The sequence below is a fragment of the Streptomyces azureus genome, from assembly GCF_001270025.1.
Classification (GTDB): domain Bacteria; phylum Actinomycetota; class Actinomycetes; order Streptomycetales; family Streptomycetaceae; genus Streptomyces; species Streptomyces azureus.
Window position 1 is genome coordinate 12,356 of sequence record NZ_DF968232.1, and the last position, 14,565, is coordinate 26,920.

The window sequence follows — 14,565 nt, forward strand, 5'->3', positions numbered from 1 at the left end:
ACCTTTAACGAGTTAGGTCCCACAGTCCTGATGCACATGAGCCACCGTTTCCGACGAGAGGAACAAGGTGTGATGGGCGGGATCACGAGGAGGGCCCTGTTCGCCGGGTCGGCCGTGGGCGCGGCCGGCGCGTTGCTGCCCGCTGCGGCGGGCACGGCCGGGGCCAGGCCGCGCAACGGCTGCGCGAGCTACCGCGCGGCCTACCACTTCACCGTCCCCGAGCAGTGGAAGAACGACCCGCAGCGCCCGGTCTGGATCGACGGCGCGTATCACTACTACTACCTGCACAACGCCGACTACCTGTCCGGCGCGATCGGCACGGCCTGGCGGCTGGCCACCAGCACCGACCTGGTCTCCTTCACCGACCGGGGGATCGCCGTGCCCAAGGACACCACCCCCAACGGCGATGTCTGGTCGGGCTCCGCGGTGGTCGACACGGAGAACACGGCGGGCTTCGGGGCGGGGGCGGTCGTCGTCCTGGCCACCATGTCGCCGCACGACGGCCCGAGCGACCAGGCGCAGTACCTGTACTACTCCACCGACGGCGGCCGGACGTTCACCCCGCACGGCACCGACCCGGTGCTGCCCAACCCGGGCGTGCGCGACTTCCGCGACCCGAAGATTATCCGCGACGAGGAACGCGGCCGGTGGGTGATGACCCTCGCCGAGAACGACAAGGTGGGCTTCTACCACTCCGCAGATCTCAGGTCCTGGACGTACGTGGGCGGCTTCGTCAAGAGCGGAATCGGCGTGCTGGAGTGCCCGGACCTGTTCCGGATCCGCGCCGGGGACGGCACGGCCAAGTGGGTGCTCGGGGTGAGCGCCAACGGCAAGGGAGCCGGACTGCCCAACACGTACGCGTACTGGACGGGCTCCTTCGACGGCAGCGCCTTCACGGCCGACGCCGAAGAGCCGCAGTGGCTCGACCACGGCTGGGACTGGTACGGGGCCGTCACCTTCGAGAAGCGGATGGCGAACGGCGCCCTCGACGAGCGGACGCGCTACGCGATCGGCTGGCTGAACAACTGGGACTACGCCCACATCACGCCCACCATCGACAGCGACGGCTTCAACGGCACCGACTCGATCGTCCGCGAGATCACGCTGAAGCGCGCGGCCGACGGCACGTACCACCTGGCGTCCCGGCCGGTCGCCGCGCTCGACCGGTACGTCTCACGCACGGTGCCGCTCGGCGACCTGGTGGTCGAGGGCACCCGCGCCCTCGACTACCGGGGCACCGCCTACGAACTGACCTGCGAGATCACCTGGGACCAGCTCACGGGCGCGGGAGTGCAGCTGCGGCGCTCCCCGGACGGCGTCCGGCACATCGACGCCGGCGTCCACCGCGACTACGCCTACCTCAACCGCCGCCCCACCGTGTCACCCGACCTGTCGGGCAGATGGCAGGAGAGCCGGAGCCCCTTCGACCCGGCCCGGCGCACGGTGAGTCTCCGCATCCTGGTCGACCGCACATCCGTGGAGCTGTTCCTCGACGACGGCCGGTACGCGCACGCGTCGGCGGCCTTCCCGTACCTGGTCGACACCGGGCTCGCGCTGTTCACGGTCGACGGGAGGGCGGTGTTCCGGAACACCGTGATCCGGGAGTTCCAGGTGTGAGGGGCGCTGGTGCGGTGTCGCCCCGGGCGGGGATCGCTGTCACGATCTTCCGGAAGGCACGACCACGCCCACGACCAGCGGAGTGCGCATGACGACGGACAGCCCGATGACGGACGAGGCGGTGCGGGGCGCCGGGGTGGAGGTGAAGCCGGTCGCCGGGCACATCGGCGCCGAGATCGGCGGGGTCGACCTGGCCGCCGACCTCGACGACGCCGTGGTCGCCGCGATCAGGGCGGCGGTGCTGCGGTGGAAGGTGGTGTTCTTCCGGGGACAGCGGCTGGACCACGCCGGACACGTGGCGTTCTCGCGGCGATTCGGGGAGCCGGTCGTGCTGCCGCGGCGCGGCAAGGCCTCGCCCCCGGACTTCCCCGAGATCGAGACGACCGCCGACCGGCTGGAGCTGGGCGGGCGGTTCGGCATGGAGCACGACGAGTGGCTGCGGCGCCGCCGCCACACCCTGCTGCGCGGCTGGCACTGCGACCACGGCGCCCGCGTCGACCCGCCCGCCGCGACGATCCTGCGCGCCGAGACCGTGCCGCCCTACGGCGGCGACACCACCTGGGCGAACCTCGCGGCGGCCTACGCCGGACTCTCCGCGCCGCTGCGGGAGTTCGTCGACGGCCTGCGGGCCGAGCACCGGCTCGGCGTCGGCTACCAGCCCCGGCCCGGCGACGACGCGTACGTACGCCACCTGCTGGACCGCCAGGTCGCCACGCTGCACCCCCTGGTGCGCGTCCACCCGGAGACGGGCGAGCGGATCCTGTACGTCAACGGCTACTACGTCGAGCAGATCGCCGGCCTCTCCCGGCCCGAGAGCGGCGCGATCCTGGAGATGCTGCTGGAGCAGGCGGTCCGGCCCGAGTACACGGTCCGGTTCCGCTGGGAGCCGGGCAGTGTGGCGTTCTGGGACAACCGCGCCACAATGCATCTGGCTCCCGGCGACACCGCGCACCTCGACCACCCGCGGATCATGCACCGGGTGATGCTCGCCGGGGACGTGCCCGTCGGGGTGGACGGCAGGGCGTCGGAGCCGATCACCGGGACCGCACCCGGGCGCTGGTGACCTGCACCGGTCCGGTGGGCCGGGCGGGGAAGAGGTGCCGTCGGGGTGGCTCGGGACCGGTGGGGACGCAGTTCAATGGTGTGCACCTGTGCCAACCCGGCGGCGGACCGGCCGTCCCGCCGCACCGGATCAGCGCCGGGCCGGCGCAGCGAGACCGCCCGGGTCAGCGCAGCGGGATCGTCACCTCGTCCTCGACCGGCGGGTCGATTTCCTGGGCCCGGTTGCCGGTGGCCGCGTAGCAGCGCAGCCGGATCGACCCCGGGGAGACGTCCAGGCGCAGGAAGCACTTGAAGAACGGCGGGCTGTACGTCGCCGAACTCGGCGAGAACAGCGACGTGTAGATCTTGCGCACGGGCAGCCGGAACCGCTTGGCCCGGTCGGGCCGGCGGCCGGTGCCGAGCAGCCCGGCGACCAGCCGGACGCGCCGGGTGACGCGGGTGGCCGCGCCCGGGACACGGGTCGGCGGGATGCCCAGGCGCTCGGCGATCACGGCCGTCGCCTCCGCCTCGGTGAGCGTGAAGAAGCGGGGCATGCGCAGCCGGCGGCCGTAGAGCCGGCTGTAGAAGGCGAGGGAGTCACCGCGCAGCGGATAACAGCGGAAGTCCTGCTCGGTCACGTTCGCGACGTTGACACGGGGGATGGTGTGGGTGGCGTGCATGAACGCCCCACCGCCGCCCGCGACCACGTACTGGAGGGTGCGTCCGTCGTCCAGCCGGACCGGGTACCGCTGGTAGTTGTGGATGTCGCCGCCGATCGCCGCCACGTAGTGGTGTGCCGGGTCGCGGACGATGTCGTCGACGGTGCCACCTCCTTCGATGGCGCACGGCTTGTGTCGGCCGTCCACGTACAGGGGAGATCCGGTGACCAGGATCTTCGGACGGGACCCCCGGGAGACCTCGCGCAGCCAGGCGCCCTGCTCGGCGTCGAGGGTGCCCAACAGGCCCGTGTCGATGCCTATGATCCGTACCGGTCCGGCGTCGATCGCCCAGTACGGGCCCGGTTGGACGGCCTGCTGGGCGGCAGCGGACCGCAACGCGCGGGCCTCGGCGAGGTGGTGACCGTCGTCGGGACGCGGCCGGTGCCAGAGCAGGGACCGCAGCCAGGCCCGGGTCAGGGGACGTGGCCGGGGTTCGGGCGGCAGCGGCGGGGCGTCGTCGCAGAAGACGCGCATGAAGCCGCCGAGGTCCTCGTACCAGTCGTGGTTGCCGGGTATCGCGTAGATCGGCGCCTGGTAGTCCCGGTACGGGCGGAAGAACTTGGTGCCGTAGTCGTCCGCGCTGCCCACCGGGTAGATCACGTCACTGGCCAGCACGGCGAAGCTGGTGTCCTGACCGGTCTTCAGAAAGCCCGGCACGACGGCGTACTGGGGGTCGTCGCCCTCGCCGGTGTCGCCGATGACCAGGAAGGAGAACCGGTCCGGGTCGTCGCGCCGGATCACCTTGCCGGCCGGTGCGCCGGCGGCCGCGCGCTGCGCCGCCCACCGGCCGCGGGTGCGGCCGGTCGGGTCCCCGAACCAGGAGGCCAGCACGCCGTTGCGGGCGGCCCACAGCATCTTCGGGTCCAGCCAGGAGATCTTCTCGACCTTCGGAGGCATCAGCTGCTGGTACGCGCCGCGTTCGTCGGTACCCCAGCCGGCGCCCTCGGCGGTATCGCGTGAGGAGTCGGACACGGCTGCACCGTAACAATGATCTACGAGCCGTCCGCGGGCGGGTCGTTCACCGTCCGCGGGTGGGTGAGTCCATGTCGTGCCACGAAGTGCGCGGCGAGGGAATGGAGTTGGCGGCCCGGCCCCTGGCGGAGGCGCCCGGGTTCGGGGCGGGCTTCCGGTTCCCGGCCCGTTCGCCGTGGACCAGCGGGTCGAACATGACCACGACCCCGGCCAGCAGCAGGAAGACGACCGGCCCCAGCAGCATCGGCAGCAGCAGGGACAGGGGCGAGTCGCCCTCCCACGTCCCGCCGGTCGTGTCGTGCACATGGACGTCGATGGCGGCCATGCCCGTGTAGTGCATCCCGGACACCGCCACGCCCATCACCAGGCTCGCCCCGACGCTGGTCAGGAAGCCGCGGATCGTGACGGCCGACCACAGCGCGGCGGTCGCGGCGGCGATGGCGATCAGGACGGACAGGGCGACGCCGACCGGGTCGTACCCGATGTCGCCGTGCAGCCGCATCGCGGCCATGCCCATGTAGTGCATGGCCGCCACCCCCAGTCCGGTGACGACACCCGCGATCGCCAGGGTGACACCGCTCGTGCCGCGGTAGCCGACGATGAACACGCCGATGCCCACAACAGCGACGGCCACGATGAGACTGAGCACCGTCGTGGCCGCGTCATAACGGACCCGGGTCTCCTCCACGTGGAAGCCGATCATGGCGATGAAGTGCATCGTCCAGATGCCGCACCCGATGGAGGCGGCGCCTAACGCCAGCCAGCCGGGCTTCCACGACCGCGCGTCGGGCAGGGAGCGCACGATGCACCGCAGCCCCAGCGCCCCTCCCAGACAGGCCATCAGGTACGCCGCCACCGGGGTCACCGCACCGTAGCGGAACCCGTCGACCGTGCCGTCCATGAGCCAACTCCCCCCGAGTCATGGCTGGTTTCCAGCAAGGTCTACGCGCAGGGATCGAGGGAGAGCAAGCCCTTACCGTCGGTAGGACGGCAACTTCTGTTCACCAGAGTCGATTGAGGTCAGAATGTGCGCTTCAGCAGGTCGAGCAGAGCCGACCAGTGCCGCTCGTCGGCCTCCTTGTGGTACGACGCGGTGTCGGCCTGCGTGAAACCGTGGGGCGCCCCGGTGTACACATCGCACCGGTGGCGGACGCCCGCGGCGGTCAGGGCCTCCTCCAGGCGCTCGATCTGCTCCTGCGGCAGTGAGGGGTCCTGGTCGGCGTGGCCGAAGTACAGCTCGGCGGTGACCTTGCCGGCCACCAGGTGCGGGCTGTCCGGCGTGTCCGTCGCCAGCCGCCCGCCGTGGAAGCCGGCCGCGGCCGCGACCCGCTCCGGGTAGGTCCCGGCCGTGAGGAGAGACAGGCGTGCCCCCAGGCAGTAGCCGGTCAGCGCCACGGGGCCGTCGGCCACCGCGGGCGACTCGGCCAGCCAGCGCAGATAGGCACCGGCGTCCCGCATCGCCAACTCGGCCGTCAGCGCCTGCATGACCGGCATGATGCGCTCGAATATCTCCGGACGCGCCCCCGGGTCGATGAACTCGGGCAGCTCGAACAGCGGGGCGCGGCCGTGCCGGTAGAACACGTTGGGCACCAGCACCGTGTAGCCCTCGCCGGCCAGCCGGTCGGCCATCGACCGCAGTCGGGGACGCAGTCCGAAGGCGTCCATGTAGAGCAGGACCGCCGGGTGGGCGGCCCCGTCGGCGGGGTGTGCCAGATACGCGTCGGCGGTGCCGTCCTCGGTGGGGATGTCGACAGCGGTTCCCTGTACGGCGGTCATGGCTGTGCTGCCTCTCTGCGGGGTCTCGGCCAGGGACCCGTCCGCGTGACCGGGCGGATCACGGGCATCGTGACACGCCGCTTCCCGGGCATTTCGCCTACCCCCCGCAGGCGGTGCAACCGTGAACGCCCCTTGGCGCGCCCTTTACTCGAAGCGTGTCGTGTCGCCCGCGCCGTGCCGCACGATCTCGGCCTCACCGCCGGAGAAGTCGATCACCGTGGTCGGCTCGGTGCCGCAGTCACCGGAGTCGACCACTCCGTCCAGCACATGGTCGAGCAGGTCCTTGATCTCCCAGCCCTGCGTCATCGGCTCCTCCTCGCCGGGCAGCAGCAGGGTGCTGGACAGCAACGGCTCACCGAGCTCGGCGAGCAGGGCCTGGGTGACGACGTGGTCGGGGATCCGCACGCCGACCGTCTTCTTCTTGGGGTGCTGGAGCATGCGCGGCACCTCCTTCGTCGCGGGCAGGATGAACGTGTAGCTGCCGGGCGTCGACGCCTTGATCGCGCGGAACACGTCGTTGTCGATCCGCACGAACTGGCCGAGCTGCGCGAAGTCCTGGCACACCAGAGTGAAGTGGTGCCGGTCGTCCAGCTTGCGGATCGTCCGGATCCGCTCGATGCCGTCACGGCTGCCCAGGCGGCAGCCCAGTGCGTAACAGGAGTCCGTGGGGTAGGCGACAAGAGCGTCCGCACGGATGCTGTCGGCGATCTGGCCGATGGTGCGGGGCTGGGGGTTGTCGGGGTGCACGTCGTAGTACTTCGCCATCCGTCGAGCTTATGCCGCCCGCGGGGTGCGGCGGCGCAGGGTGGGGTGTCGGCCTGCGGGCGGGCGCCGGGGCGCGTTCGCCCCGGGTGAGAGCGCGGGACGTGTGAGGTAACGTCCCCGACCGGTGCGCCGGAGGCGGCGCGAGGAGCGAGGGGAAGGCCGAGGTGGCTGGCCGAGAGGACGGGAACCGGCAGCGGGAGACGCGGGCCGGGCCGGGCCCGGCATGGGCGGAGGAACTGCTCGAGCACCTGCGCCCGGCGGGGCGGGACGTGCGCAGGGTCGTGGACTGGCTCTCCGGTGCCGTGCGCGGGTCCGTAGCCCTTCAGGACGCCGCCGGGAACCTCATGGCCGGAAGCCGGCTCCCGCTGGACGGGGACCTCGTCACGGAGATCACCGCCGGCCGGATCGCCTCCGCCGCCTGGGAGAGCCGGGAGCGTCATCTGCGGCTGGTCAGGGTGGAGCACCCGTCCCACACCTGCGTCCTGGCCGTCTCCCGCGAGACCCCCTTCGACCGCCGGGCCTCCGACGTCGTCACGCACACCGCCCAGGTGATCGAGCTCCTGCTGGCCGCGCGCGAGTCGACCGCGGCCGGACACCGGCTCCGTCGGGCCACCTCCGACCTGCGCCTGGCGATCCTGCAACTGCTGATGGTCGAGGACACCATAGCCGCCCGCCGTGTCGCCGCCGGGCTCTGGCCCGGGCTGCTCGACGCCGACACGGCGTGCGTGTACGTCGTCGAGTCCGACCCCGCCCTGCGCGACCGGATCGCCGAGGAGTGCCTGGACAGCACCAGGGAGGACGCCCTGGTCGTGCGCTGCCCGGCCATGGCCGGACACGTGATCGTCGTCAGCCTCCGCGACACCACCGGCGAGGCCCTGCGGTCACTGGTCGGCCGGCACCCGGACATCTTCCTCGGCGGCAGCGTCCGGCAGAGCCTCGCCCGGACCGCCACCGCCTACGGGCAGGCCGTCAGCGCCCTCGCCGTCGCCCACTTCCGGCCCGACAAGACCGCGGTCTACGCCGAGCGCACCCACCCCGAACGCCTCATGGACCCGGAAGGGCTGCGCGCCTGGACGGCCAGGGTGCTGCGCCCGCTCGACACCCTGCCGCACCACACCCGCGCCGAACTCCTCGCCACCACCCGCCTCGGCCTGGAGTTCACCGCCGTCAACGCCGCGAAGGTCCTCGGCGTCAGCCGCAACACGGTCCGCGCCCGCATGGAACGCGTGGAAGCCCTGCTCGGCACCGACTTCGCCGACCTCACCGTCCGGGCCGTCGTCCACCTGGCGCTCAACACCCAGATCGGCCTGTCCGACGCCGAGTTCACCGACGGCACCGCGAACTCCACGCTCCGGCTCTCCGACCTGCTGTCCGGGCCCGCCGTAGGCACCTGGGCACAGGGCCTGCTGGGCCGGCTGGACCAGGACGCCAGGAACCCGCGCCGGACGCTGCGCACCTGGATTGCCGCCGGCGGCAACGCCGAACGGGCCGCGCAGGCCCTGGGCATGCACGCGCAGACCGTGCGCGAGCACGTCCGCAGCGCCGAACCCGTCCTGGAACGCCAGCTGCTCGCCGCGGGCACCGACCTGTACGAGGTCGTACTGGCGCACCTGGCCGTCGGCGACCTCGACCTGCCGGTTCTCCACCGCCACGACTGACCGGTTTGCCCCTGGGGCAACCGGTTGGCCAGGTCGGGGCGGGACGAAACCGGACCATCCGGACTCAACTGTGCACGGGTGAGCCTTGTTGAGCGTGCAACGGGCATCGACGCGATTCACAAGGCCTCTGCCATGGACGTAGGTTCGACGAGCCGCGGGGGCTCGACCGGAACGGGGGACCGGTCGCGCTCCCGCGAGCTGTCCGATGAGGTGGTCTTCCTCCTGTTGCCTCAGCCCCGCAGCCGCACCGGGATCTCCTGCCAGCCGAAGGCGATGAAGGACGGCACCTGCCGCAGGCCCTCGGTGCCGGTGGCCAGGCTCAGGCCGGGGAACCGGTCGAACAGCGCCGGCAGCGCGGTGAGCGCCTCCAGGCGGGCCAGGGGTGCCCCGATGCAGCGGTGGACCCCGATCCCGAACGCCAGATGGTCGTCTGCGGCGCGCGTGGCGTCGAAGACGTCGGCGTCCGGGCCGTAGTGCTCGGGGTCGAGCCCCGCGGCGGCGTACGTCGTGAGGATGGCGTCTCCGGCCGGGATCGTGACGTCGCCGACGGTGAGGTCCGTGACGGCGAACCGCAGCGGCAGCGACGCGATCGACGGGTGCGCGCGCAGCGTCTCGTCGACGACGGCGTCCCAGCCGATCTCCCCGGACCGTACGGCGGCGAGCTGCTCGGGGCGGCGGAGCAGGGCGACGGCCGCGTTGCCTATCAGGTTGACGGTGGTCTCGAAACCGGCCCCGATGACCAGCAGCAGCGTGTACAGCAGCTCCTCGTCGCTGAGCCGGTCGCCGTCTTCGTCCCGGACCCGGATCAGCTCGGTGGTCATGTCGTCGCCGGGGTGCGCGGCCTTGTGGGCGATCAGCGCGGGCAGCACCGTGCCGATCTGCCGCTGGACGGACGCCGCGTGCTCGGGGCTCGGGTCGGTGGTGTCCATGATGGCCGCGATCATCCGGCTGGTGTCCTCGCGCAACGCGTCGGGGACGCCGAACAGTTCGCAGATGATCCGCATCGGCAGGGGACGGGCGAGCCCCTCCTTGATGTCCACGACCTCGGCGCCGGCCGCGTCGAGCGCGTCCAGCAGCTCCGCGGTGACGGCCTCCACCCGGGGCCGCATCGCCTCGGTGCGCCGGTGTGTGAAGCTCGGCGCCACCAGCTTGCGCAGCCGCCTGTGGTCCGCACCGTAGGCGGTGAACATGTTGACCACGCCTACCCAGTTCACGATCCAGCCCCAGGACGGATGTTCGCCGAGCTCGGGCCACAGCCGCCAGTGCAGCCGCGGGTCCTTGCTGACCCGCGGGTCGAGGATGAGTTCCTTCAGCGTGTCGTAGCGCGTGGGCGCCCAGGCGGGGATCCCGCCGGGCAGCTCCACGGGCACGATCGGGCCGAGGGCGCGCAGCCGGGCGCTCTCGCCCGCGATGTCCGCGCCGAACGGGTCGAGTGCGATGCGGTCGGTCACGGTCACGGTCGTCCTCCTGGCTGATCGGGGGAGCGGGGAGTGAAACGGACGGGCAGCGCCGTCAGCGAGCGGTGGAAGGGGCCGGGCCGCCAGGTGAGACGCTCGCGGGGCAGCACGGGTTCCAGGTCGGGCAGCCACTGCGTGAGCCGTTCGATCGCCTCGGCGGCGATGAGCAGTGTGTGCTGCTTGACCGGGCAGGCGTGCGGCCCCGCCGACCAGGACAGGTGGGAGGCGTCGCCCGGGTGCCGGTCCGCGCCGCGCTCCTGCTCGGTGGCCTGCGCCAGCGCCCCGTACGAGATCACCACCGGCACCGCCGCCCTGATCCACACGCCGTGGAAGGTCAAGGGCGTGCGGGCGTAGTGGATGCCGTAGTTGGCGAGCGGCGTCTCGTGGTGCAGCACCTCCAGCACCGCGTCCGTCACCGGTCGGGCGCCACTGGTGAGCGTCGAGTAGTACGCCGGATTGCCGAGGATCCTGGACAGCGCGTTGGACACCAGGTTGGCCGTCGGCTCGTGGCCCGCGCCGAGCGTGAGGAACACCTGCCAGGTGACCTCCTCGGGGGTCAGCCCCGCCGGATGGTCCAGCAGCCAGCTCGGCAGGTCGTCGCCGCGCCGCTCGGTCTTGGCCGCGATCAGCTCCAACACGTACCCGGCGTACTCCGCCTCGCCCTGTGCCGCCTGAGCGCCGCCCTCGATCAGCTTGCCGAGCGCGGCATTGAGCCGGTCGCTCGCGCTGTCCGGCAACCCGAACAGGCTGTTGAACACCAGCGCCATCAGCGGCCGAGTGAACTCGCCGACCAGGTCGGCCGCGCCCCGCGGTCCGATCCGGCTCACCAGCAGATGCACCGCCCGGTGCACCCGGGCCCGCAGGTCGTGCGGCTCCACCAGGTCGAAGGCGTCGATCAGCGTGGTGCGGTAGCGGATGTGGGCGGCACCGTCGGCGAAGAGGGTGTTGGGCCGCCAGCGCATCATCCCGAGCACGGGGGAGTCGTCGGGGACGGTCGCCTCCCACGGCCGGGGATCGTGCGAGAACGTCTTCGTGTCGTGCAGCAGATCCAGCGCCGCCCGCCGGTCCGTGACGACGTACGCCGGCACACCGGGCGCCAGTTCCGCCCAGCCGATCGGCCCCTGGGCGCGCAGGGCGGCGTAGTACGGGTGGGGATCGCGGGCGAAGCCGTCCTCCCACAGGCGGACGGGCGCCGCGAGACAGAAGGCCTGCTCGGCAGGGGACGGTTGGGTCACCGGTGCTCCGCGGGTCGGTGGTCGATCAGGTGCTGGACCAGGGCGAGCAGGGAGTCGATCGAGGAGTCCGCCTCACGCGCGTCACAGGTCACCATCGGGATCGTCGGTTCCAGGTCCAGGGCGGCGCGTAACTGCTCGGGCGTGTGGTGGCGAGGCGCGTCCGGAAACGTGTTGAAGGCGACCGCGTACGGCAGTCCGGTCTCCTCCACCAGCCCGAGCACGTCGAACGAGGCGTCGATCCGGCGGGCGTCGACCAGCACGAGCGCGCCGAGCGCCCCGTGGGCGATGTCCTCCCACAGCGACCGGAACCGCTCCTGACCGGGCGTGCCGAACAGATACAGCACGATTCCGCCCGGCAGGCTGATCCGGCCGAAGTCGATGGCGACCGTGGTGGTCGACTTGTCCCGGACCCCGGCGAGATCGTCGACCTGCGCGGACGCCTCGGTGAGCCGCTCCTCCGTGTGCAGCGGGCGGATCTCCGAGACCGATCCGATCAGGGTGGTCTTGCCCACCCCGAAAGCCCCCGTGACCAGGATCTTCACCAGGTCACGGGCGGTGTCCGGGAGGTGGATGCCGTCGCCGCCGGCGGCGGTGTCAACGGTGCTTGAGGTCGCGGAGGCCATCGGCCACTCTCTTCAGCAGGTCGGGGTCGAAGCGCCGGGCGGGCGGGATCGGCGCGCGGGCCAGCACCAGGTCGCGGTCGATGAGGTCGGCGGCCAGCACCAGCACGGCGGAGACCGGCAGCCGCAGCAGGGCCGCGGCCTCCACCACCGTCAGCGACCCGTACTCCAGTTCCTCCAGCAGGGCCGCCTGCGCGGCGGGCAGATCGGCGGGAGCCGGCTCGCCGCTGCCGGTGAGGACCGACAGCCGCTCCAGATGGGCACGGCTGGGCCGGGCCACCCCGCCGGTCGACAGATACGCGGGAACCAGGGGACGGCCGCCTCGGCGGCCGGTCATGCCGGTGTGTCGCCGTCGGCAGCTCGGGGCCCGGCGGCCATCGCCTTCTCACCGAGCCGTGCGACCTGTGAGTGCACCCGGTGGGCGAGCAGGTCCAGGCGTACCTCGGGGTCGCCGTACGCGGCCACACAAGTGCCGTGGTCCGTCGGCACGATGAGCACATAGCCGTGGTCCGACTCGATCACGACCTGCCGGATGTCGGCCCGGTCGGTGTCGGCGAACGCCGCCGCCGCGGTACGGCACGCGCCCTGCACGGTGCTGGTGATGGCGGCGACCCGCTCGGCCGAGGGCTGCGACAGCGCGTCGGTGTAGCCCGTCACGAGCCCGTCCCGGGTGAGCAGGACGACGGCCACGACGTGCGGCACCTCCAGGACCGGTTCGAGCACCCAGGCCGTGTCCCCCGTTGCGCGGCTGGTCATCGAGCCGTTCCCCCTTCGTGGTCGTCCCGGTCTCGGCCGGTGTCGTCGGTCGCTCCGTCGGCCGTGGTCGCGGCCGGGGCATCATCAGGTACGGCTGGAACGGCGCCGGTGTTCGGCCGGGCGGCAAAACGTGCGGCAGCCGTGCCGGACTGGAGGGCGCCGAGGGCGGCGGCGGACTCCTCGGGGCGCCGGGGCCGGCGCTGTGACGCGGGTGCGGGTGCGGGTGCGGGTGCGGAGGCCGGGGCGTCCGGCGGGGGCGTGGCGCGGCTGCGGCGACGCCGCTGGGGGAGGCCGCCGCTGTCACGGGGGCCGTGGTGGCCGGGGGCCGGGGCGGAGGCCTGGTCGTCGTGGTCCGGGCCGTAGCCGTGATCGTCGGACGGCGTGGGACGGGCGGTGGTGGTGGACGGCTGCTCGGGCTTCCGGGACGCGGTGTCCGCGGCCGGCCCGGATTCCCGGGCCGGGCCGGATGGGGTGGCAGGGGCGGAGGCGTCCGGTTCGGCACTGGGGGACGAGGCGCCACTGGAGGACGGTGCGCCACCGGGGGACGAGGCGGCACCGCCCGCCGTCTCCCGCTCCGCCCTGCGCGTCGGACGCGGGGCGCCGGCCGCAGGGGGACGTTCGGCGGGATCGATGCGGGTCAGCAGGTGACTGTCAATCCGCAGCACCGCCCGCACACCGCCGTACGGGGACGGGGAGGACAGGTCCACGCTCAGATCGAACTGCCGGGTCAGCTGGCCGATGGCGGCGAGCCCCATGCGCGGCGGGTCGCCGAGTTCGGTGAGCAGGATCGGTTCGGAGCCGGCCACCAACCGCTGGGCACGGGCCCGTTCGTCCTGTGTCATGCCCAGCCCGGCGTCGTCGACGGTGACACAGACACCGTGGTGGACGTCCTCCAGGTTGACCACGACGTCGGTGTCGGGCGCCGAGTGGCGCAGCGCGTTGTCGAGGAGCTCGGCGACGATGATGGCGACCGGCTCGACCGCGTGGGACACCAGGGCAGTGCCCGCCGCCAGGTGGTTGTGGACCCGGACGCGCTGGTAGCCCGCGAGCCTGGCCTGACCGCCCGTCACCGCGTCCACGAGGTGGGACTCCTCCCGGGCGAGTCCCACCCAGGCCCCGCACACCACCGCGGCGATCTGCGCGCGCCGCAGCGACTGCTCGTTCTCGTGGTCCAGCTCGAACAGGGTCTGCGCCAACTCGGGGTCGTCATAGCGCTGTTGCAGTCCGCGCAGGGCGTCCTGCAACCGGTACAGCGCCGCCTGGATCTCCCGCGTGGCCCCGCGCATCCCGGCCTGCGCGGCGGCGTCGATCCGGGTGCGCTGCGCGGCGAGTCCGGCGTGCAGCCCCTTCAGCACCTGCTCCAGTGCGAGTCCCAGGGGCGAACCGGCGAGCTGCGGGTTGAGCGGGCCGGGCACGGCGACGTGCGGATGGGCCACCTGCCGGGCCGCGGCGGGCACCCGCCGCACCGCCAAGTGCTCGACCTCGGCCGTGAACGTCCGCGAGGTGCCGTCGAGTTGAGCCCGCAGTGCGGCCGTCTTGGCACGCTGCGCGGCCAGTTGCCGTCGTGAGCGCAGCCACCCGCCGCCGAGGGCGAACGCGGACAGTGTGCCGACGGCGAGACCGCCGACGACCAGGTCCGGTAATTCGATCATCGAGTCGAGTCCAGGGAGAGTCGGGCAGGGCGGGGTCCGAGGTGCTCTGACGAGCCACCCGCAGCACAGTACACACCGTCATCGATCGATCTCGCACGGTGGATCGGCACTTCTTTCGGAAAGTGACCAGCGTCTGTTCGCTTCTGTGGCAACTGTCAGGATTGCCGTACGGGGGAGGGGAGTTGATGGTGCGTACGGATCTGACCGCCCGGTCGGCGACCCGCTCCGGGATGACGTGATCATGCGGTCACTGAAAGTGATGCGGGCGGGCTGTGTGCCCGCCCGGAGGACGGGTAC

13 protein-coding genes are annotated in these 14,565 nt (G+C 72.3%); 3 read left to right on the forward strand and 10 right to left on the reverse strand.

Going from position 1 to position 14,565, the window contains the following annotated elements:
• The first annotated feature begins 72 nt into the window (after nucleotides 1-72).
• Both AOQ53_RS09865 and AOQ53_RS09870 read left to right on the forward strand, forming a co-directional pair.
• Nucleotides 73-1,617, forward strand: coding sequence for a glycoside hydrolase family 32 protein (locus AOQ53_RS09865; RefSeq protein ID WP_059416619.1), 1,545 nt, complete (start codon nucleotides 73-75; stop codon nucleotides 1,615-1,617).
• 88 nt (nucleotides 1,618-1,705) lie between these two features.
• Nucleotides 1,706-2,680 carry a TauD/TfdA dioxygenase family protein gene (locus tag AOQ53_RS09870; RefSeq protein ID WP_059416620.1) on the forward strand — a complete coding sequence of 325 codons (975 nt, stop codon included), beginning with the start codon at nucleotides 1,706-1,708 and terminating at the stop codon, nucleotides 2,678-2,680.
• A 163-nt stretch (nucleotides 2,681-2,843) separates the two neighbouring features.
• Here AOQ53_RS09870 and AOQ53_RS09875 read toward each other — a convergent pair whose 3' ends face one another.
• From AOQ53_RS09875 to AOQ53_RS09890, 4 genes are all read right to left on the reverse strand, one after another.
• Nucleotides 2,844-4,349, reverse strand: a complete 1,506-nt coding sequence (locus AOQ53_RS09875; RefSeq protein ID WP_059416621.1) for a metallophosphoesterase family protein — start codon at nucleotides 4,347-4,349, stop codon at nucleotides 2,844-2,846.
• 46 nt (nucleotides 4,350-4,395) lie between these two features.
• A complete protein-coding gene (locus AOQ53_RS09880; protein ID WP_059416622.1) occupies nucleotides 4,396-5,250 on the reverse strand; it encodes an MHYT domain-containing protein in 855 nt (284 codons plus the stop codon).
• A gap of 119 nt (nucleotides 5,251-5,369) precedes the next feature.
• On the reverse strand, nucleotides 5,370-6,125 hold the full coding sequence (locus AOQ53_RS09885) for a dienelactone hydrolase family protein (RefSeq protein ID WP_059416623.1): 756 nt from the start codon (nucleotides 6,123-6,125) through the stop codon (nucleotides 5,370-5,372).
• 144 nt (nucleotides 6,126-6,269) lie between these two features.
• Nucleotides 6,270-6,890 carry an L-threonylcarbamoyladenylate synthase gene (locus AOQ53_RS09890; protein ID WP_059416624.1) on the reverse strand — a complete coding sequence of 207 codons (621 nt, stop codon included), beginning with the start codon at nucleotides 6,888-6,890 and terminating at the stop codon, nucleotides 6,270-6,272.
• 164 nt (nucleotides 6,891-7,054) lie between these two features.
• Here AOQ53_RS09890 and AOQ53_RS09895 point away from each other — a divergent pair, with 164 nt between their 5' ends.
• The gene (locus AOQ53_RS09895; RefSeq protein WP_059416625.1) at nucleotides 7,055-8,548 is read left to right on the forward strand and encodes a helix-turn-helix domain-containing protein; all 1,494 of its coding nucleotides are present in this window, start codon (nucleotides 7,055-7,057) and stop codon (nucleotides 8,546-8,548) included.
• Nucleotides 8,549-8,778: 230 nt separating this feature from the next.
• Here AOQ53_RS09895 and AOQ53_RS09900 read toward each other — a convergent pair whose 3' ends face one another.
• The 6 genes from AOQ53_RS09900 to AOQ53_RS09925 are packed head-to-tail and all read right to left on the reverse strand — an operon-like array spanning nucleotide 8,779 to nucleotide 14,268.
• Complete coding sequence (locus AOQ53_RS09900; RefSeq protein ID WP_059416626.1) at nucleotides 8,779-10,005, reverse strand: cytochrome P450 family protein; 1,227 nt, start codon at nucleotides 10,003-10,005, stop codon at nucleotides 8,779-8,781.
• Complete coding sequence (locus tag AOQ53_RS09905) at nucleotides 10,002-11,240, reverse strand: cytochrome P450 family protein (RefSeq protein ID WP_059416627.1); 1,239 nt, start codon at nucleotides 11,238-11,240, stop codon at nucleotides 10,002-10,004. Before AOQ53_RS09905 ends, AOQ53_RS09900 begins: the two co-directional genes overlap by 4 nt.
• Nucleotides 11,237-11,863, reverse strand: coding sequence for a GTP-binding protein (locus AOQ53_RS09910; RefSeq protein WP_059416628.1), 627 nt, complete (start codon nucleotides 11,861-11,863; stop codon nucleotides 11,237-11,239). Before AOQ53_RS09910 ends, AOQ53_RS09905 begins: the two co-directional genes overlap by 4 nt.
• Nucleotides 11,835-12,197 carry a DUF742 domain-containing protein gene (locus tag AOQ53_RS09915; RefSeq protein ID WP_059416629.1) on the reverse strand — a complete coding sequence of 121 codons (363 nt, stop codon included), beginning with the start codon at nucleotides 12,195-12,197 and terminating at the stop codon, nucleotides 11,835-11,837. Before AOQ53_RS09915 ends, AOQ53_RS09910 begins: the two co-directional genes overlap by 29 nt.
• Entirely contained in the window at nucleotides 12,194-12,616 is a 423-nt protein-coding gene (locus AOQ53_RS09920) for a roadblock/LC7 domain-containing protein (RefSeq protein ID WP_059416630.1), read from the reverse strand. Before AOQ53_RS09920 ends, AOQ53_RS09915 begins: the two co-directional genes overlap by 4 nt.
• The gene (locus AOQ53_RS09925; protein WP_063888875.1) at nucleotides 12,613-14,268 is read right to left on the reverse strand and encodes an ATP-binding protein; all 1,656 of its coding nucleotides are present in this window, start codon (nucleotides 14,266-14,268) and stop codon (nucleotides 12,613-12,615) included. Before AOQ53_RS09925 ends, AOQ53_RS09920 begins: the two co-directional genes overlap by 4 nt.
• Nucleotides 14,269-14,565: the final 297 nt, after the last annotated feature.

Bases quoted from the DNA above. Each gene is read 5' to 3' on its own strand.
- AOQ53_RS09885 (WP_059416623.1), bottom strand. From the start codon at position 6,125: ATGACCGCCGTACAGGGAACCGCTGTCGACATCCCCACCGAGGACGGC.
- AOQ53_RS09910 (WP_059416628.1), bottom strand. From the start codon at position 11,863: ATGGCCTCCGCGACCTCAAGCACCGTTGACACCGCCGCCGGCGGCGAC.
- AOQ53_RS09880 (WP_059416622.1), bottom strand. From the start codon at position 5,250: ATGGACGGCACGGTCGACGGGTTCCGCTACGGTGCGGTGACCCCGGTG.
- AOQ53_RS09915 (WP_059416629.1), bottom strand. From the start codon at position 12,197: ATGACCGGCCGCCGAGGCGGCCGTCCCCTGGTTCCCGCGTATCTGTCG.
- AOQ53_RS09925 (WP_063888875.1), bottom strand. From the start codon at position 14,268: ATGATCGAATTACCGGACCTGGTCGTCGGCGGTCTCGCCGTCGGCACA.
- AOQ53_RS09870 (WP_059416620.1), top strand. From the start codon at position 1,706: ATGACGACGGACAGCCCGATGACGGACGAGGCGGTGCGGGGCGCCGGG.
- AOQ53_RS09890 (WP_059416624.1), bottom strand. From the start codon at position 6,890: ATGGCGAAGTACTACGACGTGCACCCCGACAACCCCCAGCCCCGCACC.
- AOQ53_RS09920 (WP_059416630.1), bottom strand. From the start codon at position 12,616: ATGACCAGCCGCGCAACGGGGGACACGGCCTGGGTGCTCGAACCGGTC.
- AOQ53_RS09865 (WP_059416619.1), top strand. From the start codon at position 73: ATGGGCGGGATCACGAGGAGGGCCCTGTTCGCCGGGTCGGCCGTGGGC.